General features: G+C 72.5%; 24 protein-coding genes. 11 read left to right on the top strand and 13 right to left on the bottom strand.

What is annotated here, in order from left to right; all coding sequences use genetic code 11:
* Positions 1 to 5 precede the first annotated feature (5 nt).
* Positions 6 to 725 carry an aspartate/glutamate racemase family protein gene (locus ACIRD7_RS21930; RefSeq protein WP_403455679.1) on the top strand — a complete coding sequence of 240 codons (720 nt, stop codon included), beginning with the start codon at positions 6 to 8 and terminating at the stop codon, positions 723 to 725.
* Here ACIRD7_RS21930 and ACIRD7_RS21925 read toward each other — a convergent pair whose 3' ends face one another.
* The 4 genes from ACIRD7_RS21925 to ACIRD7_RS21910 all read right to left on the bottom strand — a co-directional run bounded on the left by ACIRD7_RS21925 (position 726) and on the right by ACIRD7_RS21910 (position 3,056).
* Positions 726 to 1,184, bottom strand: a complete 459-nt coding sequence (locus tag ACIRD7_RS21925; protein WP_403455678.1) for a GNAT family N-acetyltransferase — start codon at positions 1,182 to 1,184, stop codon at positions 726 to 728.
* Positions 1,184 to 1,606 (bottom strand): RidA family protein, encoded by a 423-nt coding sequence (locus tag ACIRD7_RS21920; protein WP_403455675.1) that lies wholly within the window; start codon positions 1,604 to 1,606, stop codon positions 1,184 to 1,186. Before ACIRD7_RS21920 ends, ACIRD7_RS21925 begins: the two co-directional genes overlap by 1 nt.
* 134 nt (positions 1,607 to 1,740) lie before the next feature.
* Positions 1,741 to 1,941 (bottom strand): DUF397 domain-containing protein, encoded by a 201-nt coding sequence (locus ACIRD7_RS21915; protein WP_403455673.1) that lies wholly within the window; start codon positions 1,939 to 1,941, stop codon positions 1,741 to 1,743.
* 209 nt (positions 1,942 to 2,150) lie between these two features.
* Positions 2,151 to 3,056, bottom strand: coding sequence for a helix-turn-helix domain-containing protein (locus tag ACIRD7_RS21910; RefSeq protein ID WP_403455671.1), 906 nt, complete (start codon positions 3,054 to 3,056; stop codon positions 2,151 to 2,153).
* A 443-nt stretch (positions 3,057 to 3,499) separates the two neighbouring features.
* Here ACIRD7_RS21910 and ACIRD7_RS21905 point away from each other — a divergent pair, with 443 nt between their 5' ends.
* Complete coding sequence (locus ACIRD7_RS21905) at positions 3,500 to 3,628, top strand: hypothetical protein (RefSeq protein WP_403455670.1); 129 nt, start codon at positions 3,500 to 3,502, stop codon at positions 3,626 to 3,628.
* Between the two features lie 398 nt (positions 3,629 to 4,026).
* Positions 4,027 to 5,928: an FUSC family protein gene (locus ACIRD7_RS21900; protein WP_403456386.1), complete on the top strand. Its 1,902-nt coding sequence runs from the start codon at positions 4,027 to 4,029 to the stop codon at positions 5,926 to 5,928.
* 456 nt (positions 5,929 to 6,384) lie between these two features.
* Here the strand turns inward: ACIRD7_RS21900 and ACIRD7_RS21895 are convergent, their stop codons facing one another.
* On the bottom strand, positions 6,385 to 7,344 hold the full coding sequence (locus ACIRD7_RS21895; protein ID WP_403455668.1) for an endonuclease/exonuclease/phosphatase family protein: 960 nt from the start codon (positions 7,342 to 7,344) through the stop codon (positions 6,385 to 6,387).
* A gap of 163 nt (positions 7,345 to 7,507) precedes the next feature.
* On the opposite strand from ACIRD7_RS21895, the gene ACIRD7_RS21890 reads away from it, so the two are divergent.
* From ACIRD7_RS21890 to ACIRD7_RS21875, 4 genes are all read left to right on the top strand, one after another.
* Positions 7,508 to 8,872 carry an amidohydrolase gene (locus ACIRD7_RS21890; protein ID WP_403455666.1) on the top strand — a complete coding sequence of 455 codons (1,365 nt, stop codon included), beginning with the start codon at positions 7,508 to 7,510 and terminating at the stop codon, positions 8,870 to 8,872.
* A 10-nt stretch (positions 8,873 to 8,882) separates the two neighbouring features.
* Positions 8,883 to 10,070 (top strand): cytochrome P450, encoded by a 1,188-nt coding sequence (locus ACIRD7_RS21885; RefSeq protein ID WP_403455663.1) that lies wholly within the window; start codon positions 8,883 to 8,885, stop codon positions 10,068 to 10,070.
* Positions 10,071 to 10,187: 117 nt separating this feature from the next.
* A complete protein-coding gene (locus ACIRD7_RS21880; protein ID WP_403455660.1) occupies positions 10,188 to 10,877 on the top strand; it encodes a DUF899 domain-containing protein in 690 nt (229 codons plus the stop codon).
* A 152-nt stretch (positions 10,878 to 11,029) separates the two neighbouring features.
* Positions 11,030 to 11,215 (top strand): hypothetical protein, encoded by a 186-nt coding sequence (locus ACIRD7_RS21875; RefSeq protein ID WP_403455657.1) that lies wholly within the window; start codon positions 11,030 to 11,032, stop codon positions 11,213 to 11,215.
* Positions 11,216 to 11,236: 21 nt separating this feature from the next.
* Here ACIRD7_RS21875 and ACIRD7_RS21870 read toward each other — a convergent pair whose 3' ends face one another.
* The 3 genes from ACIRD7_RS21870 to ACIRD7_RS21860 all read right to left on the bottom strand — a co-directional run bounded on the left by ACIRD7_RS21870 (position 11,237) and on the right by ACIRD7_RS21860 (position 14,376).
* Complete coding sequence (locus ACIRD7_RS21870; RefSeq protein WP_403455656.1) at positions 11,237 to 13,180, bottom strand: ABC transporter ATP-binding protein; 1,944 nt, start codon at positions 13,178 to 13,180, stop codon at positions 11,237 to 11,239.
* Positions 13,181 to 13,312: 132 nt separating this feature from the next.
* Positions 13,313 to 13,747, bottom strand: coding sequence for a hypothetical protein (locus ACIRD7_RS21865; protein ID WP_403455653.1), 435 nt, complete (start codon positions 13,745 to 13,747; stop codon positions 13,313 to 13,315).
* Positions 13,738 to 14,376, bottom strand: coding sequence for an ATP-binding protein (locus ACIRD7_RS21860; protein ID WP_403455651.1), 639 nt, complete (start codon positions 14,374 to 14,376; stop codon positions 13,738 to 13,740). Before ACIRD7_RS21860 ends, ACIRD7_RS21865 begins: the two co-directional genes overlap by 10 nt.
* Before the next feature lie 272 nt (positions 14,377 to 14,648).
* Here ACIRD7_RS21860 and ACIRD7_RS21855 point away from each other — a divergent pair, with 272 nt between their 5' ends.
* The 3 genes from ACIRD7_RS21855 to ACIRD7_RS21845 all read left to right on the top strand — a co-directional run bounded on the left by ACIRD7_RS21855 (position 14,649) and on the right by ACIRD7_RS21845 (position 16,674).
* Positions 14,649 to 15,509 (top strand): helix-turn-helix transcriptional regulator, encoded by an 861-nt coding sequence (locus ACIRD7_RS21855; protein ID WP_403455650.1) that lies wholly within the window; start codon positions 14,649 to 14,651, stop codon positions 15,507 to 15,509.
* Positions 15,510 to 15,764, top strand: coding sequence for a DUF397 domain-containing protein (locus ACIRD7_RS21850; RefSeq protein WP_403455647.1), 255 nt, complete (start codon positions 15,510 to 15,512; stop codon positions 15,762 to 15,764).
* 121 nt (positions 15,765 to 15,885) lie between these two features.
* Positions 15,886 to 16,674, top strand: coding sequence for an SAM-dependent methyltransferase (locus ACIRD7_RS21845; protein WP_403455644.1), 789 nt, complete (start codon positions 15,886 to 15,888; stop codon positions 16,672 to 16,674).
* An 85-nt stretch (positions 16,675 to 16,759) separates the two neighbouring features.
* Here the strand turns inward: ACIRD7_RS21845 and ACIRD7_RS21840 are convergent, their stop codons facing one another.
* The 4 genes from ACIRD7_RS21840 to ACIRD7_RS21825 form a co-directional block, all read right to left on the bottom strand.
* Positions 16,760 to 17,464 carry a dual specificity protein phosphatase family protein gene (locus ACIRD7_RS21840; RefSeq protein ID WP_403455641.1) on the bottom strand — a complete coding sequence of 235 codons (705 nt, stop codon included), beginning with the start codon at positions 17,462 to 17,464 and terminating at the stop codon, positions 16,760 to 16,762.
* A 112-nt stretch (positions 17,465 to 17,576) separates the two neighbouring features.
* On the bottom strand, positions 17,577 to 18,497 hold the full coding sequence (locus ACIRD7_RS21835) for a hypothetical protein (protein WP_403455640.1): 921 nt from the start codon (positions 18,495 to 18,497) through the stop codon (positions 17,577 to 17,579).
* Positions 18,494 to 20,722 (bottom strand): PEP/pyruvate-binding domain-containing protein, encoded by a 2,229-nt coding sequence (locus ACIRD7_RS21830; protein ID WP_403455637.1) that lies wholly within the window; start codon positions 20,720 to 20,722, stop codon positions 18,494 to 18,496. Before ACIRD7_RS21830 ends, ACIRD7_RS21835 begins: the two co-directional genes overlap by 4 nt.
* 402 nt (positions 20,723 to 21,124) lie before the next feature.
* Complete coding sequence (locus tag ACIRD7_RS21825) at positions 21,125 to 22,618, bottom strand: PLP-dependent aminotransferase family protein (protein WP_403455634.1); 1,494 nt, start codon at positions 22,616 to 22,618, stop codon at positions 21,125 to 21,127.
* Between the two features lie 47 nt (positions 22,619 to 22,665).
* Here ACIRD7_RS21825 and ACIRD7_RS21820 point away from each other — a divergent pair, with 47 nt between their 5' ends.
* On the top strand, positions 22,666 to 23,253 hold the full coding sequence (locus ACIRD7_RS21820) for a carboxymuconolactone decarboxylase family protein (protein ID WP_403455632.1): 588 nt from the start codon (positions 22,666 to 22,668) through the stop codon (positions 23,251 to 23,253).
* A 42-nt stretch (positions 23,254 to 23,295) separates the two neighbouring features.
* Here ACIRD7_RS21820 and ACIRD7_RS21815 read toward each other — a convergent pair whose 3' ends face one another.
* Positions 23,296 to 24,783, bottom strand: coding sequence for a glutamate synthase subunit beta (locus tag ACIRD7_RS21815; protein ID WP_403455631.1), 1,488 nt, complete (start codon positions 24,781 to 24,783; stop codon positions 23,296 to 23,298).
* Positions 24,784 to 24,847: the final 64 nt, after the last annotated feature.

Raw genomic sequence — 24,847 nt, 5'->3', positions numbered from 1 at the left:
AGGACGTGCGGATCGTCGTCACCAACTGCAACACCACGCAGGAGATGACCGAGGAGATCGTACGAGGTGCCCGGGCCGCGGCAGGCCCGGGCACCACCGTGACCGGCCTGACCCCGCGGTGGGGGCCGGAGTCGGCGGAGGGCTGGCTGGACAGCTATCTGTCGGCGGCCGCCGTACTGGACGCGTTGCGCACGTACGACGGGCCCGCGTACGACGCGGTCGTCATGGCCGGTTTCGGGGAGCACGGGCGCGAGGGCGTCCGGGAGTTGGTGGACGTCCCCGTCGTCGACATCACCGAGGCGGCGGCCCATCTGGCCTGTCTGCTCGGGCGCCGCTACGGGGTCGTGACCACGCTGGAGCGGTCCCGCGGGCAGATCGAGGACAGCCTGGAGACGGCCGGGGTGGGCCGCAACTGCGCCGCGGTGGTCGGCACGGGACTCGGCGTGCTGGAACTGGAGGACGGCGAGCGCACCGAGTCGGCGTTCCTCGCGGCCGCCGAGCGGGCGCGGGACGCGGGTGCCGAGGTGCTGGTGCTGGGGTGCGCCGGGATGACCGGGCTGCAGCGGACCGTCGGGGAGAAGCTGGGGATTCCGGTGGTCGACGGGGTGGGGGCGGCGGTGAAACTCGCCGAGTCGCTGGTGGAGCTGGGGTTGCGGACGAGCCGGGTCGGCGGGTACGCGCGGCCGTTGGCGAAGCGGCGGGTGTGGGGGCGGGGGCGGCCGTGATCAGGAGCGCCCCGGACGCCACACGTACCGCACATCGGGTTCGCGCTCCTCGTTCCCGCTTCCGTCCGTGTGCTCGACGGCGACGAAGCCGTGGCGCTCGTAGAAGCGATGGGCGGGGCCGTTGACCTGGAAGGTCCACAGGCTCAGCCCGTCCGGGCGGCGCTGCTTGGCGAGCGCGACGAACCGGTCGCCGATGCCGTGCCCGCGCCAGTCGGGGTCGAGGTAGAGCTGGGAGAGCAGTTCGCCGTCGAGGACCATGACCCCGACGAGACGGTCGGCGGCCTCGGCGACCCAGGTCTCCCGCAACAGCACCACGACCTCACGGAAGTACGTGCGGACCTCGTCGTCGGAGCGGGGCCGCACGACGGTCGGCAGGGCGGCGGCGAAGGACCGCAGCCAGACGTCGGCGGCGGCACCGGCGTCGGTGGGAAGGGCGCGGCGCAGCGCGACGGCGGTCATCACCGCGTCGTCCCCGCCGCCTGCTCGGGGACGACGGCCGTGGCCGTGATCTCCACCAACTGGCCGGTGTAACCGAGACAGGCCACCCCGAGCAGCGTCGACGCATGCGGACCGGCACTCAGCCCCGACGCCTCGACGACCTCCCACACGGCCGACAGCACGGCGGTGTCACCGCTCACGACGTACACGTCGGTCGCCAGCACATGCCCCAAGTCACTGCCCACCGCCCGGAGTTGCTCCTCAAGGTTGCGGATCACCTGCTCGGCCTGCCGTACGGGATCCCCTTCCCCGACGAGATTCCCGTCCCCGTCCAGAGGCACGGCCCCGGCGAGAAAGGCGAGCCTGGTGCCGGCCTCTACGACCGAGGCGTGGGAGTAGGTCGGGGGCGGGAAGAGGGCGGGGGAGGTGATGCGACGGATCATGGGGGCTCCTGGCAAGGGCGACGGGTCGTGGCCGCGAAGGTGAGGCCACATGGCGTGCAACTTGCCGATCATCCGCGCCCGCACAGCTGCGCGCATCCGAGTTTCCACCGCACGAGTGGACCGAAGAGGCTCCGTCAGGCGGCCCGCACCGAGGAGGCGAGGGTGACGTGGTCGACGAAGCGGGTCCACGCCGAGGCGGAGAGTCGAAGAGCCGGGCAGGTGGGGTGCTTGGAGTCGCCGACGAGGACGCCGTTGCGCGTGCGCGCGATCTGTACGCAATCTCCCGAGAGGCCGCCGCTGTAGGAGCTTTTGTGCCAGACCGGTGAGGCGCCCACTGAACCCCTCCTCGAACCTTCGCTGAGGGAGGCTCCGGCCTGTGGCGCGGACCGTCCCGCCGGTGTGGTGGCGCTGGTGCAAGGGCGGACAGCACCTTTCCACAGGGTAACAACCGCTGCTGACAAGGTGAATGGGCTGAAATGCGCCAGGTTCGGAGGCGAAGGGGCTCCCCCGGTGGGGGTGCCCGATAGTGGTCCGCGTGTCTGGGCTACTCCTCCGGCGGTGTGTCGAGCAGAGCGGCCAGATCGTCGTCGCCGTTGTCGATGCGCTGGATGAGGCGGTGCATCAGGGTCTCCATGTCGCCGCTGATGCTCAGGTCCTCGAGCTGCCAGAAGAGTTCGAGGTAGCGCCGTGTCTCCTCGGGCTTGTTGGAACCGACGGTGTCACCGCGCGGGTTCTCCAGAAACAGGGAGTCGGGCATCTCGTCGCTGGCGAACTCGAAGAGGGTGAAGGGTCCTTGGAGACCGGGATGGGCGCCCGCGGTGTAGGGGACCACCATGATGGTGACCTTGGGGTGCTTGGACAGCTCGGCGAGACGCTGGAGTTGGGCTCGCATGACGCCCGTGCCGCCGATCTGCCGGTGCAGGATGGCCTCGTCGAGGATGAAGTACAGATCCGGGCAGGCTTCGCTCTGCAGCAGGTCCTGGCGTGAGAGTTGCGCCTCCAACATGCGCTCCTCTGTCTCGGTGAGGGTCACGCCACTGCCGTACGCGGTGGCGATGGCCCGGGTGTACTCCTCGGTCTGCAGCAGGCGGGGCAGTTGGAGGGAGTTGAAGTACCGGGCGGCGGACGCCGAGGCCTCCAGGGCGAGGAACTGGAGGAACTCGGGCTTGAAGACGTCCCGGTACTCGGCGAAGGGCATTTTCCGGCTGCCGCGCGCCAGGTCGAGCAGGCCTTCGATCCGACGCCGGTCGCTGATCCCGTACGTCGTCAGAAGCGGCCTGAGGTCGTTGACCGAGATGCTGACCTCGCCCGACTCGATCCGCAGCAGCTTCGAGGGGGACCACTCCATCTGCTTGGCCACCTGCCGCTGCGTCAGGCCGGCGCTGACGCGTGCCTTGCGCAGCTCCGTCCGTAGCTTGAGACGCTGCTCGGCCGCACTTGGCGCGCTCATGATAGCTATACCTCCTGTTGCGGCATGCGGTCTGCTAGGTAGCAGATGGCCAAGTCCCTGCATGGCAGCTCCCAAAGGGCTGCCGCGCTGAGCATGCCTATGCATGTCAGAGAGCTGGACGGCCGAGCGGGGCAGGGAGTCGGGTGCTGCTTTCTGCTACCTAGCAGATTGCGATGCAGCAAAATGATGGGTCCGGATTGAAGGTTGTTTTATGGGAGCACCCTATACCTGGCCTGGACAACAAGCTACTCTGCGAGTAAGGCCGCACACGCCTCAACACCCTTTCGGCGTAAGGAGGATGGGGATGCGGGAGCGGCCTGATGTGTCGGTTCGTATCCGACCGGAGTCCATCCGTCCTTGATGACGACCGCACCACGGTCGCGGAGTGCCGCGGCGTCCACGACCTACGTGGGCCGGTGTGTCGACAAGGAGAGGAGGACACCGTGGAAGAGGAGCCGGCGCAGGGACGCCGTCGCATCATGCTGCGCAGGGTCGCGTTTACGGCCCAGCTGGCGAGCATCGCCCTGGCGATCATCAGGATCGTGAGGGAGTGGATTCTGCTCAGCGCGTGACAGCAGACGACCCCGACTGAGTGCCGGGGTCGGATGCGCGGGCCCGGAAGGCGGTGCCCCATTCCGAAGTCGCTTGGCCAGCTATCAGGGGTGGGGTTCCGTCGTGGCGAACCTGCAATCCACTCATTGTGCCCGTACTGCGGCCGTGTGGCGAGTGGTCTGCCGGCGAGCTTCCGCATCACCTCGGACCGGTGCGCCCGTGGACGCCGTCCTGCCCCTTGCGTTCATAAAGAACGCGGCGTTTCCAGGCATCGTCACATCCCCGAAACGTCAACGTCCCGTCGCCACCGCGCCGCCCCCCTACCGTGGACACCACCGGCCGCCACCCCAGGGCCGACCCGCTGCCCGGCCACCGTCGCCCGAAGGCACACCCCCGCCCTCGCCCCGACTGGAGCCCCGTGTCCCGCCCCGTACGACCCGTTGTCGCCCTTCCGCCCTGGCTCGCGCACGCGCTGCGTGCGCAGCGGGGGCCCGTGCCCTGGAGTGCGGTCACGCGTGGGGCGTTGGCCGCCGGGCCGTTGCTGCTCGGCGCGGTGCTCGCCGGGCGGACCTCCCTCGGTGTGGTCGCCGCCATCGCCGCCATGCTCGCCGGGATCAACGACCGGCCCGGCAGCCGTCGCGGCTCGGTCAGGCGGCTCGGAGTGCCCGCGTTGGTGGGGGCGGTCGGGCTGTTCGGTGGGACGTATGCCGGGGACCACCTCGGGGCCGTGCCGCTCACCCTCGTGCTCACCGGGCTCGGACTGCTCGCCGGAGGCATCAGTGCCGTCGGGCCCGTCGCCTCCGCGGCCGGCACCCAGTTGCTGGTCGCCGCCGCCATCGGGGCTGGGATGCCGCTGCCCGAGAGCGGGTGGGCGCGGGCCGCCGCCTATGTCGCCGGTGCTGTCTGGCTGCTCGCGCTGCGGCTGGCGCTCCCCACGCCCGGGTCGCTCGTCGGTGACTTCCGGTTCGACGGGGAGCGGGACGCGGTGGCCGATGTGTACGACGCCGTCGCCGAGTTGCTCGACGCCGTGGGGACCGACCGTGCCACCGCACGCCGTGCGGCCCTCACCGCCGCCCTCGATCACGCGCAGGACGCCCTCACCGGACCCCGGCTGCGGCGATACGCCTCCTCGTCGAGCGAGCGGCGGCTGCACGCGCAGTACGCCGCCGCCCTGCCGCTCGCCGAGGCCGCCACCGCGCTCGCCTGGGCCGGGGAGACCGTGGCCGCCCGCGCCTCCGAGGGGCCCCGGCGTCTCGCCGCCGCCGTACGCGACAACACCCCTACCGGACCCCTGCCCGCGCCCTCCCGTTCCGCGCCCGCCCTGCGCGCCCTCGACGACGCCCTGCTGCACGCCGCCGAGGCCTTCGACCGGGGCAAGGAGAACAGGGACCTGCACACCCGGCGCCGTACGGTGAAGGACTTGGTCCGGGCCGTGTTCGGGGTCGGCGGGCGGGAGTACGGGCTGCGCGTCGCCCTCTGCTTCGGGGCCAGCGCCGGCATCGCCCAGGCCCTGCACCACGCCCAGTGGTACGGGCAGCACGCGCACTGGTACTGGCTCCCGGCCACCGCCGTCTTCCTCGTCAAGCCCGACCTCGGTCCGCTCGTCTCGCGGGTGCTGTGCCGGGCCGCCGGGACCGTGCTGGGCGCGCTGCTCTTCGCCGGGTTCGCCGCCGTGCTGCCCCGGCCGGAGGGGCTCATCGCGCTCGTCGCCCTCAGCGGCGCCCTGATTCCCGTCGCGACCCGCCACTTCGCCGCCCAGACCGCCGTCGTGACCGTCCTCGTGCTCGCCCTGGTGATGGTCGGCGGCGAGCCGCAGGCGTCCGTCAGCCGGATCGGCGAGACGCTGCTGGCCTGCGCGATCGTGCTCGTCGTCGGGCACCTGCCGATGCCGGGGCAGCGGGGCGGGGGCGTGCGGGCGCGGCTCGGTGCGGCCGGGCGCGCCGCGTACGCGTACCTCGCGCATGTGATGCGCGAGTCCGACGCCCTCGACGGGGGGACGGGCCGAGGCGACCGCGCCCGGCGCTGGACCCTGCGCCGCGAGGCCTACCGCGCGCTCGCCGAAGCCCGTAGCGCCATCGCCCTCGCCGCCGCCGAACTGCCCGCGCTCGCCCGGCACACGAAGGGCGCCGACGAGGTCGTCGCCACCCTCGAACGGCTCGTGGACGCGACGACCGCCTGTGCCGTGCACCTCGACGACTCGGGACGGCTCACGGCCCGGCACACCGCCCAGCTCACCGAGCTGCTCGACGAGCTGGCCGAGGAGCGCGACCGGGCCGGGCTACGGATCCCCGACGCCCCCGAGCTGCGCCTCGCCGGCTGACGCCGGCGGGGCGGTGGCCCGTACGCAGACCAGGGTGCTCCCGACGCCGGTGGTCCCCGTGCGCACCGACGTCAGGAAATCCCGCGCCGCCACGACCGCCTCCACCTGTCCGGCGATCTCCCGCGCGCGCCGCGTCCGACGGCGCCGTAACGCTGCGTGGGTGGCGGCGGGCAGGGCGGTCGTGCGGACGGTGGCCCTGGAGGAGGCCGGCCGACTTCCCCGACGGATCCGTCGACAGGATCCTCACGGTGAACGCAAACCTCTTCCGCGTCCGCCCGCCGGAGCGGGAACTGGCCCGCGCTGAGGCGGTAGCCGGCACTCGGCGACACCCTCTGCCTGTGCCGCGAAGCGCGACGCCGCGGGCGTAGCCGATCTCCATCACGCGGTCCCCGGGGGCGAGACCGGGGTTCTCCACCGCCCAGGTCAGGCGCTCCGGGACCGGCCCCACGACACCTCCTAGCCGCCCGTCCGCACCCACACCGGCGCGTGGTCCGAGCCCGCCGCACCCCGCCGTTCCTGAGGATCCGCCCCGACCGACGGCAGCCCCGGCGCACCGGACCCCGGCACCCCCGTCCCCGCCGCCGTGACCCGCTGGAGCAGACGGTGGCTGCACAGTATGTGGTCGATCAGCTCACGCCGCCCGGAGTTGACGCGGGAGAACCGCTGCTCGGCGGGGATCAGCGGCGCCACGTTCCACAGGCGGCCCCGGTCGCCGTTGTCCCTGACCTTGAAGCCGGGCGTGCCGATCTCCGAGCCGGGCGGGCCCAGCAGGATCTGGGTGGTCGCCGCCTGCACCTCGTCGTTCAGGTCTCCCACGACCGCCACGTCGTGCTCGCGACCGTCACCGTCCAGCAGTACGTCGACCAGCGCCCGCAGGGCCGTCGCCTCGGCCGCCCGCCGGTAGAGGGCGTACGCCCCGTACCGCGCCCGTTCGCCCTCGTCGCGCGGCTGGAAGCGGTCGCCGGGGTACGACAGCAGCTTCGACTTGAGGTGGGCCACCGCCACGCGCAGCGGTCCGGTCCCCGTCTCCGGCTCCGTCTCCACGGCGAGGAAGCCCCGGCCCGACGCGGACGCCGTCCCGCCCTGGTCGTCCGTCTGCACCGGGCGCAGCTTCGCCGGGAAGGCGTTCGTGTCGTGCAGGATCCGCAGCTCCGTACGGCTGAGGAAGCCGACCCTGATGCCCCGTCCGTCCGGGTGCTCGGAGAGCGCGAGGTGCCAGACCCCGCCCAGCATCCCCGCCAGGTCCCGCAGGGCCTGAGGGTCCCCGACCTCCTGCACGCCGAGCAGCGCGGGGTCGAGACCGGTGACGACCGCGGCCAGTGCCGCGAGCTTCGTCTCGTACGCCGCCTTGTCCTTGGGGCCGAACTCGCCGCCGGGCCGGTAGAGGTTCTCCAGGTTCCAGGTGCCGAGGAGCATGCCGGGTTCCTTCCAGAAGCCGTGGGCAGGCCGTCGCGGTGAAGCCCGTCGGGCGGGCCGTGGTGAGGCCAGCGTGCCCGTGCGCCGGCGCCCTGCGACAGCCCCGTGACCGGATGCGCGGTTCACCTCACGCGACCCGACGACCTCGTCGTACGTTGGCGTGATGACGTCTTCTCCCGCAGAAGCTCCCGCCGACCTCGTCATCACCGGCTGCACCGTCCTCACGCACGACGATCAAGAGCGGATCGGGTTCGCGGAGAACGCCGCGATCGTCGTGCGCGGCGGGATCGTCGAGTCCGTCACGACCGTCGACGCCGTGCGCGGGCGGGCCGCCGTCGAGCGGCTCGACGCCGCCGGTCAGGTCGCCCTGCCCGGCCTCGTCAACTGCCATACCCACGCGCCCATGGTGGCCCTGCGCGGTGTCGCCGAGGACCTGCCGACCGAGGAGTGGTTCAACGACGTCGTGTGGCCCGTCGAGTCCAACCTCACCGAGCGGGACGTGGAGTTGGGGGCACGGCTCGCCTGCGCCGAGATGATCCGCGGCGGGGTCACGTGCTTCGCCGACCACTACTTCTCGATGGACGCCGTCGCCGCCGTCGTCGAGGAGTGCGGGATGCGGGCGCACCTGGGGGAGGCGTACTTCTCCTCCCAGGGGGCCGAGGGGCGGGAGCAGTCACTGGACTTCGCGCTGCGCCATCGCGGCGGCGCCGGCGGCCGTATCACCACCGCCCTCGCCCCGCACGCCCCCTACACCGTCGACGACGCCGACCTCGTCGCCACCGCCGAACTCGCCGCCGGCCACGGCCTGCCCGTCCACATCCACGCGGCCGAGAACCGCGACCAGGCCGAGACCAGCCTGCTGCGCCACGGCGCCACCCCCATCGAGATCCTCCGGAACACCGGAATCCTCGACACCGACGTCCTCATCGCGCACGGCACGGGCATCCTGGACCGGGACCTGCCCGTGCTCCGGGACGCCACGGGACGCGTCGCCGTCGCCACCGCCCCCCGCGGCTACCTCAAGTTCGCCTGGCCCACCACCACACCCGTACGGGCCCTGCACGACATCGGCGTCCCCGTCGGCCTCGCCACCGACGGCGCCGCCTCCAACAACTCCCTCGACGTCTGGGAGGCGATGGCCCTCACCGCCCTCGTCCAGAAGTCGGCCACCGGCGATCCCCGCTGGATGACGGCCCGTCAAGCCCTGCACCACGCAACGCTCCAGAGCGCCCGAGCGGTCGGACTCGGCGACACGATCGGCAGCATCGCTCCCGGCCGGCGCGCCGACATCGTTCTGGCCGACCTCTCCGGGCCGCACACCCAGCCCGTGCACGACCTCGCAGCCACGCTCGTGCACAGCGCCCGCTCCTGCGACGTGCGCACGACCGTCGTGGACGGGCGGATCCTGATGCGGGACCGTGAACTGCTGACGATCGATGTGCCCGCCGTCGTGGGGGAGTTGGGCGAGCGGCTGCCCGCACTGCTGGACCGGAGCCACGGCAAACGGATCCAGGAGTACGACACATAGGCTCACCGGCATGGATCTCGCCGACGGCCTCATCGACCACCCGTACGACGTCTACCAACGCCTGCGCGAGGCCGCCCCCGTGCACCGGATCGCCGGTCCGGACGGCAGCCCGGCCTGGCTCGTCACCCGGTACGACGACGTGCGCGAGGCCCTCGCGGACCCCCGGCTGTCCCTGGACAAACGGCATGCGGCACCCGGCGGCTACCGGGGCCTCGTCCTCCCGCCGGCCCTCGACGCCAACCTCCTCAACATGGACCCGCCCGACCACACCCGCATCCGCCGCCTGGTCGGCCGGGCCTTCACCGCACGCCGGGTCGAGCGGCTGCGCACGCCCGTACGACGGACCGCCGACCGGCTCCTCGACGCCCTCGGCCCGCACGGCACCACCGACCTGATCGCCGCCTACGCCGCGCCCCTGCCGGTCACCGTCATCTGCGACCTCCTCGGCGTCCCGGAGGCGCACCGACGGGACTTCAGGGAATGGACCGACGCCCTGGTCGCCCCCGACCCCGCGCGACCGCGGGCCGCCAAGGAGGCGGTCGGCGCGATGCTCGGGTTCTTCACCCGCCTCCTCGCCGACAAGCGGGCGGACCCGGCCGACGACCTGCTCTCCGACCTGGTCGCGGTCCGGGAGGAGGGCGACCGGTTGAGCGAGGACGAGTTGATGTCCCTCGCCTTCCTCATCCTGTTCGCCGGGTACGAGAACACCGTGCAGCTCATCGGGAACGCCGTGCTGGCCCTGCTCCGGCACCCCGACCAGCTCGCCGCCCTGCGCGAGGATCCCGCGCGACTCCCGGCCGCCGTCGCGGAGTTGAGCCGCTACGAGGGCCCCGCGCTGCTCGCCATCCGCCGGTTCCCCACCGAGGACGTCACCCTCGGCGGGGTCACCGTCCCCGCCGGCGAGACCGTCCTGCTGTCCCTGGCCGCCGCCAACCGCGACCCCGCCCGCTTCCCCGACCCCGACCGCCTCGACCTCGCCCGCGACGCCTCCGGCCACCTGGCCCTCGGCCACGGCATCCACCACTGCCTGGGCGCGCCCCTGGCCCGCGCCGAGACAGAGATCGCCCTGGCCGCCCTCCTGGAACGGTTCCCCGCGCTCGCCCTCGCGGACGAGGACGTGCGGTGGCGCCGCTCGCTGCGCGCCCGCGGCCTGACCGCGCTGCGGGTGTCGTACTCCAGCGGGGCGAAGGCCGGTTGAGACCGTCTGCCGGGCGGCCCGTGAAAATTCTCGTGAAATTTCTTCGCGCCCGGCGATGAGTTCGGCCCTCGCCGCCGGTCACCACCCCGAAGGGACCGTTGCACAGGAGGGGCGCCCATGTCGCTTCCGGAGATCGTCTCGCGCGCGCAGTGGCGGGCGGCACGTGAGGAACTGCTGGTCAAGGAGAAGGCGATCACGCGCGCGCGTGACGCGCTCAACGCCGAGCGGCGCAGACTTCCCATGGTCGAGGTGGACGAGGAGTACGTCTTCGAGGGCGGCGACGGCAAGGCCACCCTGCTCGACCTGTTCGAGGGGCGGCACCAACTCGTCGTCTACCACTTCATGTTCGCGCCCGAGTGGGACGCCGGCTGCCGCAGCTGCTCCGGCTTCCTCGACCAGATCGGGCACCTGGCCCACCTGAGGGCCCGCGGCACGACACTGGTCGCCGTCTCCCGGGCGCCGTTCACGAGGATCCTGCCGTTCAAGGCGCGGATGGGCTGGACGCTGCCCTGGTACTCGTCGTACGGCAACGACTTCAACCGTGACTTCGAGGCGACCCTGGAGCACGAGGGCGAGCTGGTGGAGCGGCCCGGGATCAGCTGTTTCCTGCGGGACCGGGACCGCGTCTTCCACACCTACTCGACCTATGAGCGCGGCCTGGACGGACTGGGCTCGACCACCGGCTTCCTCGACCTCACCGCGCTGGGCCGGCAGGAGGAGTGGGAGGAGCCCAAGGGGCGCGCGTCGGCTCTCGGGGCGCCCGCGGGCAGCGAACGCGTCCGATATCACGACGAGTACGAGGACTGACACGGGTCGTCACGGTTGATCATCGAGCGTGAGTGGACGCTCACACATCGCGGTGAACGAGTGTCAACTACGTCTCAGTCCCGTCACCGGGCGAGCCGTTTCCCTCCGGCAGGCGTTAACTCCTACAAGTACGACGCTTAACGGAGGTCAGGATGGTGAACGGGCGAACGGTGCTCGAACGCTTTCCCGCCGGCGGGCCGCGAGGATCGTGGCCGGCGGAGGAGTTCGCGCACGCGCGGCGCATGGAGGGACTGCCCGCCGAGGTCGTCATGGACCTCGCGACGGACGCGTTCCTGGTGATCGTCCGGGGTGACGTCACGGCCGACGCCGTCGCGTGAGACCGGGCCGCCGCCCGCCGGTCAGCCGGCCTCCGGAGTCGGCACCCGTGCCGTGAACTGCTCGGCCTGGAGCGAGTACAGCTCCGCGTAGACACCGCCGGTCGCCAGCAGCTCGTCCGGGGTGCCGGACTCCACGAGCCTGCCCTGGTCGAGGACGTGCACCAGGTCGGCGTGGCGCACGGACGCCAGCCGATGGGTGATGAGGACGACGGTCTGGCCGGTGGAGGCCAGGGCCCGGATCTTCTCGAAGACCTCCAGCTCGGCCCGTGCGTCCAGGGCGGCCGTCGGCTCGTCCACGATGAGGATGCGCCCGCGCCGGTACGCGGCGCGGGCGATGCCCAGCCGCTGCCACTGACCGCCGGACAGTTCGTGCCCGCCGTTGAACTGGCGGGCCAGCAGGGTGTCCAGGCCGCGCGGCAGATCGGCCACCACCTCCTCGGCCCCGGCCTCGGCGAGCGAGTCGCTCAGCCGCTCCTCGGTGAGGGGCGCGGAGGAGCGGCCCACGGCCACATTGACCCGTGCCGTGAACGGCCAGCGCTTGAAGTCCTGGGCCACCATCGCGATGCGCTCGGCGAGTTGGTGCCGGTCGGCGGTGGCCGCGTCGACGTCGTCCCACAGGACGCGGCCCCGGTCCGGTTTGTAGAGCCCGGCGAGCAGCTTGACCAGGGTCGTCTTGCCGGAGCCGTTCTCGCCGACCAGTGCGACGATCCGGCCGAGGGGGAGGGAGAGCGTCACGTCGTCGAGGGCCGGGCGGGCCGACTCGCCCGGGTAGCTGAAGGTGACGTTCTCGAAGCGGATCTCGCGGGGGTCCTCGGGCAGGGCGGCGCCCCCGACCGGAATCGCCCGCTCAGCCGCCTCGACGTACAGCCGCTGCAGATCACCCACGAACAGCGCCTCCTCGTGGAGCGCGTTCACCTCCAGCACGAGGGTGTCCAGGCTCGCCGACCCGGTGCGGATCGCGATGACGGCCGTACCCGCCACGGACAGCGCCATCGCGCCGGCGAGCAGCAGCCCGCCGAGGGTGGCGTACGTCGCGACGGTCGCGAGCCCCGTCCAGGCCGCCGCGATCAGCCCCGTACGCGCCGCGAGCCGCGCCAGCCGGGCCTGCTCGGCCTCCGCGGTCTCCGACATCGCCCGGTAGTGGCGCAGCAGGAACGGGCCCACCCGGTGCACCCGGATCTCCGGCGCCGCGGCGGGCTCGGTCAGCAGCCCGCTGATCAGATGGCCGGCGCGGGCGTGCTGCACCCAGGTGTGGAAGGACTCGTAGCGCCGCCGGGCGTTGGTCAGGGCGCTCCAGGCGCTGGGCAGCGTCATGGTGGCGAGCAGGGGGAGCAGGGCGGGGTGCAGCACGGTGAGCACACCGGCCGCGGCGATCAGTGAGATGGCGGCGTTCACGACGCGGGCGCTGTACGAGATCATGCGGCGGGCGGAGGCGGCGCCGTACTGCGCGGTGTCCAGCAGTTTGTGGAAGGCGTGGTCCTCGATCGCGGCCAGCTCAACCGCGGCGGCCCGCTCCAGATACAGCTCGGTCGCCACGCGCTCCACCTTGGGTTCCAGCCGCCCGGTGGCATACGTCGAGGCGGCCCGCAGCAGCGTGGAGATCACCATGACGGCGGCCATCGTGACGAGCGCCGGCACGGCACCCCGTAACCGCTCCTCCAGCGGCCCGCCCTCGATCAGCCGCCCCAGCACACTGTTCACGGCGAGCAGCGCGACCGCCTGCGCCAGCCCACGCCCCACCTCGGCCACCAGCACGGTCCGCGCGGCCCGACGGTCGGCCTGCCAGGCGAGCCGGAAGCTCGACCCCAGCAGCGACGGCAACCGCGTCACCATGGCCCGGAAGCTCAGCTCCATAAAGGCGTCCCGGTGCTGGTTCCACCCCATGTCGTACCGCAGAGGCCCCCCGAACAGCAGCCGCTCGGACTCCGACACCCGCGCCTCACCGGCACCGCGTTTCTTCCCCACCCTTGTCCTCCCCCGAGGCCGCCTTGTGACGGAGGGCCACTATGGCGGGCCGGGGGCATCGGGGGGAGGGCGCGAGTACGGGTGGCAGGCGCGCGCGGGCGTACGCGTGCGCTCAGCTCGCCCGGCGGAGTTTCACGCGCTGATCTGGCGCGACCAGGTGGGCGTGGTCCCCGTGACCCGGCACAGCGTCAGATACAGCGGAATCGGCGGGGTGTACGGCACCGTCCCCGCCGGCCGGTGGATCAGTCGCGGGACGTCCGTGACTACCGCCCCCGTCAGATACCGCGCGGGCGCCGGCCACTCCAGCGCGTAGTCGGAGTCGGAGGGGACGATCCACCACCAGTGCGTGTCGTCGGCGTACACGCAGCCCACGCGCGGCAGCCGCGGCAGGATCAGGGGACCGAGGCGGGCGGGAACCGCCACCGCGTCGCAGCCCAGGGGCGCTGTCATCCCCTCCGGAACGGGCAGGCGGCGCGGGGCGGCGGATGTGCGCATGCCGCGGCGGAGGCGGACCAGCGTGTCCAGGCTCAGCACCTGACCGCCGCCGGACGCGCCGCTCACAGCCATGCGGATCCCGTTCCCCCGTCGTGCCGGGCCTGTGCTTCGTCCTCGTCGCCCGGAGCGCCGGGCGGGCCCGGCTTGGGCCGAGAGCCCCAGCCGAGATCGTTGTACGGAACCGTGTCGATGCCGGGAAGGTCCGGGAAGCCGGTCCGGCGCGGCAGATCGGCCCAGACCACCAGTCCGGAGCCGTGCTCCTGGGCGCCCCAGGCGTGGCACATCGCGTCGATGAGGAGGAGCCCCCTGCCGTGCTCCTCCTCGGGACGCGCGGGCGACTGATGGGGCTCGCCGGGAGCGCACCCCTCGTCACGCACGGCTATGCGCACCAGATCGGCGCCGTCGTGCAGCTCGCACACTATGTGCTCGCTCGCGGTGTGCACGATCGCGTTGGTGACCAGCTCGGACACGACCAGTGCCGCCGTGTCGCAGGTGTCCTCGCACACCGCCCACCCGTTCAACCGCGCCCGGGTCAGACGTCTGGCCTGCGCGGGAGAACCCGGATGAGCGGCCAGTTCGAAACGGAAGCGACGTTCGGTGCCAGCGCCCCGCTGGGGGCCGACTCCCGTGCTCGCACCGAGGCCGTGGGGGGCTGTGGTGGCGTCTGTTCCTAAGGGCGGGGACGGAATCACGCTTGCCACTATCGCCCCGCCGTGAACACTTGGCAAGAGTCACTCTGAAAAATGCAGAGTGCTGTGTGACTCTCTGGAAGGCCGTGGCACACTGCTCGCAACAGCATGTGGAACGGCGCCAATTGGGATCACCGAAGGTCCACTCCCGCCTTCGAATGGGTCTTCGAATGGCGCCGTCGGCCTGTCGGCGTTCGGTTGGCCCGCCGGGGTGGGGTAGGGCCGTCTGTCACTATTCAGGCGGTCTGTATGGGTGTGTGGGTGTTCATTCGTGGAGGTGGAGCGTGAGCGAACCGCGGTCCGCGCCGACGGTCGGCCAGGTCGTCCTGGGTCGGCGCCTGCTGGACCTGCGAGAACGCGCCGGGCTCAAGCGCGAGGAGGCCGCCCGCGTCCTGCGCGTCGCCCCCGCCACGGTCCGCCGTATGGAGATGGCCGAGGTCGCGCTCAAGATCCCGTACCTCCAGCTGCTCCTGAAGGCCTACGGCGTCTCCGACGAGGAGGCCGAAGGGTTCGTCCAGCTGGCCGAGGACGCCAACAAGCCCGGCTGGTGGCAGCGGTTCCACGACATCCTGCCCGGCTGGTTCTCCATGTACGTCAGCCTGGAGGGCGCCGCCGCCCTCATCAGGTCGTACGAACCCCACTTCGTGCCCGGTCTGCTCCAGACCGAGGACTACGCGCGCGGAGTGCTGAAGTCGGGCGCCATCGGCCAGACCAGCCCCGACGACATCGAGCGCCATGTCGCCCTGCGCATGCAACGCCAGCAACTGCTCACTCGTGAGGACGCGCCCCGGCTGTGGGTCGTGATGGACGAGACCGTGCTGCGCCGCCCGGTGGGCGGCCCGGAGGTGATGCGTGCCCAGGTCGACAGACTGCTCGAGGCCACGAAGCTGCCCAACGTGACGCTGCAGGTGGCCCCGTTCGCGAACGGGCCGCACCCCGGCACGTACGGGCCCTTCGTGCTGTTCCGATTTGCCATGTCAGAACTGCCGGACATGGTCTACAGCGAGTACCTGACCGGCGCCGTCTACCTCGACGCGCGCGCCGAGGTGGCCGCCCATCTCGAGGTCATGGACCGCATGGCGGCGCAGGCCGCTACGGCACATCGCACGAAGGAGATCCTGCGGGATCTCCGCAAGGAGCTGTGAATGGATCGCATCAAGCCGCGCATACGCGTCTACAACGGCATGCCCGCGCGGGACTTGGGCAGTGAGGGGTGGCACAAGCCCTGGAGCGGCGGCAACGGCGGCAACTGTCTGGAGGCGATGAAGCTCGCCGACGGCCGGATCGCCGTGCGCCAGTCGACGGACCCCGACGGGCCGGCGCTGATCTACACCGCGGACGAGATGACGGCGTTCATCGAAGGTGCCAAGGCGGGGGAGGCGGACTTCCTGCTGTCCTGAGCCAGTTGCCCGCTGTCCTGAGCCAGTTGCCTGCCGTCCTGAGTCAGTTGCCTGTCTCTCTCGTACAACATCCTTGATTTGGTGCTTAGTTGATAATTCCTTGCGTCTTACGGAGAGCCTCATGACCGAGATCGACACCAGCAAGCCGCATCCGGCGCGCATGTACGACTGGTACCTCGGCGGGAAGGACAACTATCCCGTCGACGAGGCCATGGGGAAGCAGATGCTCGTCCTCGACCCGCGCGTGCCGGTGATGGCGCGGGTCAACCGGGCGTTCATGCACCGCTCCACCCGCTGGCTCGCCCGGCAGGGCGTACGTCAGTTCCTCGACATCGGCACCGGCATCCCGACCGAGCCGAACCTCCACCAGGTCGCCCAGCGGATCGCCCCCGACGCCCGCGTCGTCTACTGCGACAACGACCCCATCGTGCTGGCCCACGCGGCGGCCCTGCTGCGCGGCACGGAAGAGGGCGCCACCGAGTACCTCCAGGCCGACGTGCGCGATCCCGACGCGATTCTCGAAGGTGCCCGCAAGATCCTGGACTTCAGCCGGCCGGTGGCCCTCTCGCTGGTCGCGCTGCTGCACTTCGTGCCCGACGAGGACGGCGCGCACGACCTCGTCCGCCGGCTGCTGTCGGAACTGCCCTCGGGCAGCTATCTGGTGGTGACCCACGCGACCGCCGACTTCACCCCCGAGGAGTCCCGGGCGGCGGTCGAGAAGCTCAAGGCTGCGGGCGTCACGCTGGCCCTGCGCTCCCGCGAGGAGTTCAGGCGCTTCTTCGACGGCCTCGAACTCGTCCCGCCGGGCGTCGAGGTGCCGCACCAGTGGCACCCCGACCTGGGAGACCCCGTACCCGGACAGGATGACGGGGTCATCCCCGGATACGGGGCGGTGGGGCGCAAGCCGTAGCGTCACGGCCTGCCCGCGAGGGGCTTGGGACCCGGGACCCGGGGGCCGGGGGCCGGGGGCCTGCGGCCTGGGGGCTTGGGGCGCCTCAGAAGTACGACATGATGCGCCGCGGGGCGTCCACCAGGCGGCTGACGACCAGCACCGGCAGCGGCGGCTGCTCCGCCTTGGCCGGGCTGACGTTCAGCCCGTAGTAGATCTGCTCGATCGAGGGCGGGCCGACCGCGAGGTTGCGTCGGACCGCCTGCGACGGTGACTCCTCACCGGTGTTCACGAGGTACGCGGCGACCATCGCGCCCGTCCGGCCGACACCCGCGCCGCAGTGCACGAACACCGGGCCGGACGCCGAGGAGACGACGTCGAGGAAGCGCTGCACCTGCTTCGGCGCCGGCGTCTGGCCGTCACGGATCGGCAGGCGTACGACGTTCAGACCGGCCTCGCCCGGTTCCGCCAGCTGGGCCGAGCTCATGTCCTCGGCACGCAGGTCGACGACGGTGGTGATGCCCATGCCCGCCAGCGCCCGGTAACCGGCCGGGGAGGGGGCGGAGCCACGCCACAGGCGGCCTTCGGAGTCCACGGGCTGGAAGTGGTTCACGCCCTGGACGGCGCGCGTCCCGGCGGGTGCCGGGGTCTCCGCGCGGGTCAGCATCGACAGGCCCAGAATGCCGCCTGCGCCTACTGCCCACAGGACGAAGTAGCCGATCACGATGCCGACGAGGACTCGCAGGGCGCGCTGGGGCAGTGGGCGCTTGCGGAGGGCAGGGCGAGGCAGAGTAGCGGAGAGGACAGCCATGGGCGACCCGGGGGACTAGGGGACGGTGGGCGCCTAGGAAGAGTACCCCGGGTATGGCGATCAATGGGTTATAAGTCCGATTTTGTGTAATAGGTCTCACTTGCCCGACCGGTCACCGTGAGTCGTCGCCCGACTCCATGTCATTGACGGCGACGACCGTGAGGTGGGCGCGCTCCAGGGTCGCGTCCTCCAGGCAACCGCGCAGCCGCATGAGGTTGTGGTCGGTCAGCGCGGGCCGTACGACCCCGGCGAACATGCCGTTCCCGAGGTCACCGAGGGGGGCGTGCCGCAGCGGGGTGGACGTGGAGTCGCGGCAGCCCTCCCAGATCTGCTGCGCGGCCAGGGCCTTGCGGCTCGGTGACACGTCCGGGCCCCGCAGGTCGACCTGGACCAGCACCGAGGTCGCCTGGTGCTCGTTGGCCTCCTCCGGCCGGGTCTGGGTGAGGTCGGCGAGGGCCACGACCAGCGCGGCGACCAGGGCGACGGACAGCACGGTGGCGGTGGTCACGCGTGCGGTACGGCGGCCGGAACCCGCGCCCGGGGCCGGCAGGTCCTCCAGATCGCCGGGAGCGGCCGGATCGGGGGCGGCAAGGACGGACAGCCGCCCGGCCAGGCGTTGCTCGGCGGGTCCGGCCGTGGCCGACGCGACCTTCTGCACCACCCAGGCGAGCCCGGACAGCACCACCCCGGCGATCATCAGCACCGGCACGAACACGTACGACCGGTCCGCCGGGTCCTCCAGCCAGCGGAACCGCGTCTCCTCCCGCGCCATCGCCGGCTCGCGCAGCCGCGTCAGCACGTCCTCGTGGCGGGCGTCGAGCTCCCGCTGCCGCCGGTCGGTGTCGCGCAGCCGCTCCTCGATCCGGCTCAGCCGTCCCAGCATCACCAGGCCGAGCAGCATCACCTCGATGACCAGCAGCAACACCCCGCAGATCAGGGCCCGCTGCCACTGCCACCGGTACAGATAGACGATCAGGTAGGTGCCCGCGCCCGTCGCCGCGAGCAGTCCGAAGACGTACGCGATCTTCCTCATGGCACGCCCCCCAGTCGTACGTCACCGGCGGTCCCGTCGACCGTCAGCCGCGCGCCGGGCGGGAAGCGGCGCACGGCGTCCACGGCGCCGACCACTGCGGGGATCCCGAACTCCCGCGCCAGGACGGCCAGATGCGACAACGGGCTGCCGGTCTGCGCGACCAGACCGGTGAGGCCGGGCAGCAGCGGGGCCAGCGCGGGGTCCAGGCTGCGCACGACCAGCACGGCGTCCGCCGGCCGCTGCCCCGTCCCGTCCCACACGGTCCCGACGGCACGCCCCGCGGACACGCCCTGGACGCCACCGGACCGGCGGGCCCCGCGCCCGGCGACGACCACCTGGCCGTCCGCGAGCCGGAACTCGTCCGGGAGCGGGGGCGAGGCGGGCCGCGGCACGCGCTCGTGCAGGCCGGCGGGCAGGGGGCCGCCGTCCAGTACGTCGGCCAGCTCCGCCCAGCGCAACAGGCTCACGCGCTCGATGCCGATCCCCAGCCGGCGCGACGCCTCGCGGACGAGCCGTACCTGCAGTTCCTGCACCCAGCGGACCCGGAGGCGGAGGGCTTCGCGGGGCGGGAGCGAGGTGACGGGGAGTGGTGTCTGTGGGGTCCTATTGGTCTGGGTGGTCTGGGTGGTCTGGGTGGTGGGGGTGGTGGGAGTGATGTGAGGGGTGGGGGCGAGCGCGTTTGCGTAGATGGACAGGGTCGCGGTCGCCCCGGTGCCGGTCGTTCCATCCCCGGGCGGCAGCGCCGCTTGCGGCAGTCGCCCCCGGCCTCCCAGGCTCGGGGCCGTGAGGGCCAGGACGACCGGGTCGGCGGCGACCACCTCGTCGTCCGGGACGCCCCGGGCGCGGGCGTCCGCGAGGGCGGTCAGGGCGGTGCCGGCCGCCGTGCGGCTCTTGGGCGGTTCGCGGAGGAGGGCGCCCGCGAGGGCCTCCTGGGCGTGCAGCGAGACCAGGACCCGGCGGGTCCAGCGGAGCTCCGCGGCGATGGCCGAGCCGGAGAGCGCGCCGGGCGCCGGGATCTCGGCGAGACGGCGGTCGACGTCGGCGGTGAGGTCCGTGGCCAGTCCCGGCAGCGAGGAGGCCAGGCGCCCCACCCGCCACGCGGCGGTGAGCCGGCGCGCTCCCGGTGCGGGGTTGAGCAGCGCGAGCCAGCGGTGCCGTGGTGGCACGGTGCCGAGGAGGCGCAGGTCGGCCGCCGCGCGTCCGTCGACGGTCCTGACCAGCGGCACCGACCTGAGCAGCCGGCGTGGTGCCGTGCCGCCGATGTCGAGCGCGGCGGCGAGTCCGCGGGCCATCGGCGCCACCCAGAGGTCCTCCTCCAGCGGCGCGAGCTGCCCGGGCAGCGTCTCCGCCACCGGTCCGGGACCCAGCAGCCGTGCGCCGCGCGCCGGCCGGGCCGCCATCGCGGTGATCGGCCGGCTCTGGAACAGCCACAGCCGCCCGTCCGCGTCGAACCCGAACTCGACGTCCTGCGGCCCGCCGAAGACCCGGCGCACCCGGCGCGCCAGCCGCGCCAGGCGGAACAGCTCGGCGCGCGTGAGGGGCGAGTCTGCCGCGGCCGCAGCCTCGGTCAGGCCGTCCTCGGCGGACTCCGTCCGCAGCAGTCGTCCGTGTCCGCTCAGCCAGTAGCTGGTGCCGGTCCGCGTTCCGCCGACCAGGCTGTCCGGCCCGCCGCGCACCGCGCTGACCAGCATCCGGTCGGCCCGCCCCGCCACCGGGTCGGCACCGAACATCACCCCGCCGACCTCGGCGGACAGCATGGGCTGGACCAGGACCGCCATCGGTGCCGTGGAGCCGTCGGGCCGGTGCGCCGAGTCGAGCACGGTCTGCACGGCCGTAAGAAAGTCCCGCCATCCGCGCACGTCCAGCACCGAGGCGAACTGGCCCGCGAGCGACGACTCCTCGGTGTCCTCCTGGGGCGAGGAGGACCGTACGACGAGGGGGAGAGTGCCGCCGTCGGAGAGCTCGTCCCAGGCGCGTCGCAGAGCGATCATGTCGCCGCTGCCGCCGTGCGGGATCACGAATCCGGGGAGTACGGGCAGTCCGGCGCCGGCCGCGCGGGCGAGGTTCGCGGCCTTGGACCCCATGAGCCGGGGAAGCGCGCTGCCGCGCTGGTTCAGGGGGACCACGGTCGGGCCGTGCACCTCGACGCGGCCGAGGGCGACGTCGCCCCGGTGCTCTTCCCTGTCGCGGGCACCTTCTCCATGACGTTCATAGAGCGTCGTCATCGCACACCCTCCAGGACCGACCGTCAACAGGGGGGACGCGCCGGGGTGGCCCTGCGCCTGACGACGGAACGAAGGATGGGGGCGAGCCGCTACCGGCCCGGTCGGGTGCGACTACAGCACGCCTCCTGCTCCGATGATCCCACTCCTGTTCGGCTGCATGTAGCCCAGAAGTCACTTTTCGGACAGATAGGAGAACAAATCCGAGCGCGGCAGTATGCCGGGATCGGGCGATTCATCCAGCTGCGGCAGCTCCGGCTCGTTCGCGGGCAGGATGCGGCGCGGGGCGAGTCCTCCGCGGGCAGGATCCGGGTGCCGGAGGGCTTCCCCCGCAGCGGTGTTCCGCCGTGCGGCTCACCCCGCCGTGCGGCTCACCCCGCCGTGCGGCTCACCCCGCCGTGCGGCTCACCCGCCGTCCGGCGGCAGCACAGCGCACAGGGCCTCCAGCGCTGCCCCGTACGCGTGCTCCGGGGGCGTGGCGTACCCGACGACGACGCCGTCGCGGACCGGCATGCCGGGCTCCGTCGCCGCCGGGTGCCGGAACTCGGCGAGTCCGTCCAGGGCGACGCCCTGCCAGGTGGCCGCCTTGACCGTGGACCGCTCGGTGCCGGGCGGCAGCCGCAGCACCGCGTGGAGTCCGGCGGCGACCCCCGTGACGTCGATGTGCGGCGCGTGCACGGCCAGCGCGGCCACCAGGCGGTCGCGGCGGCTTCGGTAGCGCTGCCGCATGCGCCGTACGTGACGGTCGTAGGACCCGGAGACGATGAAGTCGGCGAGGCTCAGCTGATCGAGGACGCTCGCCCACCCCTCCCGCTCGCCCTTGGCCGCGAGCACATCGCCGACGTACCGCTCCGGCAGCACCATCCACCCGAGCCGCACCGCGGGGGAGAGGCTCTTGCTGACCGAGCCGATGAAGATCACGTGCTCGGGATCGAGGCCCTGGACGGCGCCGACGGGCTTGCGGTCGTAGCGGAACTCCCCGTCGTAGTCGTCCTCCAGGATCACGCCGCCACGCGCGCGTGCCCAGTCGACGACGGCGGCCCGGCGCTCCGGGTGCAGCGGGCCGCCGGTCGGGAACTGGTGCGCCGGCGTCAGCACCACGGCCCGTTCGCGGGCGGTCAGGCGGTCGACGCGGGCGCCGTCGTCGTCGAGGGGGAGCGGGGTGGTCCGTACGCCCTCGGCGGCGAGCAGCTCCCGGTGGAAGCCCAGCCCGTACGCCTCGACGGCCAGCGGTCCGCGCAGCACACCGCCGGCTCCGCCCCTGTCGCGGTGGAACAGCAGCCGCAGGGCGTGCGCGAAGCCGGAGCAGATGACGATCCGGCCCGGCTCGGTGCGCACGCCACGCGCGCGTGCCAGGTACTCGGTGAGCGCCTCCCGCAGTTCCACGCGCCCTGCGGGGTCGCCGGGCCCGAAGGCCTCGTTCGGTGCCTGCTGGAGGGCCCGCCGCGAGGAGGCCAGCCAGGCAGCGCGCGGGAACGCCGACGCGTCCGGCGTGCCCTGCCGGAGGTCGTGCCGGGGGCCACGCGCGCGTGGCGGCGTCTTACGGGGCACCCGCTCGGCGCGCGGCAGGGGTTCGGCCCGCTCGGCCACCTTCGTCCCCGAACCCTGCCGGGAGGTGAGCCAGCCCTCGGCGACCAGCTCCGCGTACGCGTCGGCCACGGTGTTGCGGGCGACTCCGAGGTCGGCGGCGAGCGAACGGTAGGGCGGCAGCCGGGTTCCGGGAGCGAGCCGCCCACTGCGCACGGCTTCGCGCAGCGCACGGATCAGAGTGGCCCGGCGCCCGCCGGGCCCGGACGCCGCCGAGAGGTCCAGATGCAGGTCGGCGCCGATCCGCTGCGCCGAGTCGACCCAGGAATCGAGCGGGGAATCGACCCATGAATTGACCCATGAATCTGCCATGGAAATGCACCCTACAGCCGGTCTTTTCGGCCCGTAGGTTGATCCGCATGACGACGAACACGATCAGCAACGGCAACGGCAACGGCAACGGCAACGGCAACGGAATCGGCACGGGGATCGACACCGGCACAGGCCCCGGCACGGGCATCGACATCGAGTGGGCCATCGGCGAGGCCGAGGCCGCCCGCACCCGGCTGGACTTCGCGAAGTCCGCCCCGAAGGTCTTCCGCGCCATCATCGGCTTCGACGCCGCCGCCCGTGAGGGCATCGACCCGGCGCTCGTGGAGATGATCCAGATCCGCGCGTCGCTCCTCAACCAGTGCGCCTACTGCCTCCACATGCACACCAACGACGCCCGCAAGGCCGGCGAGAGCGAGGACCGGCTGCACCTGGTCGCCGTCTGGCGCGAGGCCCGCCACTTCTTCACCGAGAAGGAACAGGCGGCCCTGGCGCTGACCGAGGCGGTGACCCTGGTGTCCGACGGCGGGGTCCCGGACGAGGTCTACGCCCAGGCGGCGGCCCACTTCGACGACACGGAGCTGGCCCACGTCCTCGCCCTGATCATGACGATCAACACCTGGAACAGGGTGGCCCTGGCCACGGGGAAGGTGGCGGGCACGGACGAGCGGCGCTGAGGAAGGCCGCACGGCGGTGCCGGTGACGCCGGTGCCGCCCCGTCAGACGGTCATGGGACGGTCGTACGGCGAGATCGGCGCCGGCAGCCGCGAACTCCCCGTCAGATGACGGTCGACGGCCGCCGCCACCGCCCGCCCCTCGGCGATCGCCCACACGATGAGGGACTGCCCCCGGGCGGCGTCCCCCGCGGCGAACACCCCGGGCACGTTCGTCGCGAACCCGGCGTCCCGGGTGATCGTCCCGCGTGGCTCCATCTCCAGCCCCAGCTGGTCGATCAGCCCGTCCGTCCGGTCGGGCCCGGAGAAGCCGAGGGCCAGCAGCACGAGGTCGGCGGGCAGCGTCCGCCCGGTGCCCGGCAGCGGCCGGCGCCCCGCGTCCACCTCGACCAGGTGCAGGGACCGCACATGTCCGTCCGCGTCGCCCGTGAAGCGGAGCGTGGACGCCGCGAACAGCCGCGCGTCCGCGTCCGCCGCGGGCGCCGTCTCCAGTTCGCGCGCCTCCTCGTGGGCGGCCGACAGACGGTAGATCTTCGGGTACGTCGGCCAGGGCTCGGCGTCCTCGTCCCGCTCGGCGCCGGGCATGGCGTAGATGTCCAGCTGGGTCACGGACGCGGCGCCGTCCCGCACCGCGGTGCCCAGACAGTCCGCCCCCGTGTCCCCACCGCCGACGATGACGACATGCTTCCCGGCGGCCGACATGGGGGACCTCTCCAGATCCCCCTCGCGCACCCGGTTGGCCAGCGGCAGATACTCCATCGCCTGCCGGATTCCGCTCAACTCCCGCCCCGGAACGGTCAGTTCACGCCAGGCCGTAGCCCCCGTGGCGATCACCACGGCGTCGTAGCGCGACCGCAGCTCGGCCGCTCCGATGTCCCGCCCGACCGCCGTCGAGGTACGGAACTTGGTCCCCTCGGCCCGCATCTGCTCGATCCGCCGCTCCAGATGGTGCTTCTCCATCTTGAACTCGGGGATGCCGTACCGCATCAGCCCGCCGATCCGGTCGTCCTTCTCGTACACCGCGACCGTGTGCCCCGCCCGGGTCAGCTGCTGCGCCGCCGCGAGCCCCGTGGGCCCCGACCCGATCACCGCCACCGTCCGCCCCGACAGCCGGTCTGGCGGCCGAGGCGGAGCGAACCCCTCCGCCCACGCCCGATCGGCGATGGCACATTCGACGTTCTTGATGGTGACGGCCGGCTGGTTGATCGCCAGCACACACCCCGCCTCGCACGGCGCCGGGCACAACCGCCCGGTGAACTCGGGGAAGTTGTTGGTCGCGTGCAGCCGGTCCGCCGCCGCCCGCCAGTCCTCCCGGGACACCAGGTCGTTCCACTCGGGGATCAGATTTCCCAGTGGGCAGGCCTCGTGGCAGAACGGGATCCCGCAGTCCATGCAGCGGTCGGCCTGCTTGCTGATGATGGGCAGCAACGCTCCGGGGACGTACACCTCGTCCCAGTCCCGGACCCGCTCCTCCACGGGCCGGCGGGGCCAGTCCTGGCGGGGGGTGGTCATGAAGCCCTTGGGATCGGCCATGGCCGTCTACCTCGTGCGCGTGTGACGTGCAGGAGCCGTGCGTCATCGGGCGGCACTCTTCCCG

This window comes from Streptomyces sp. NPDC093568 (assembly GCF_044764945.1).
Lineage (GTDB): Bacteria > Actinomycetota > Actinomycetes > Streptomycetales > Streptomycetaceae > Streptomyces.
The sequence above is the reverse complement of the archived record's forward strand: the minus strand, read 5'-3'. Positions and strand labels throughout refer to the sequence as shown.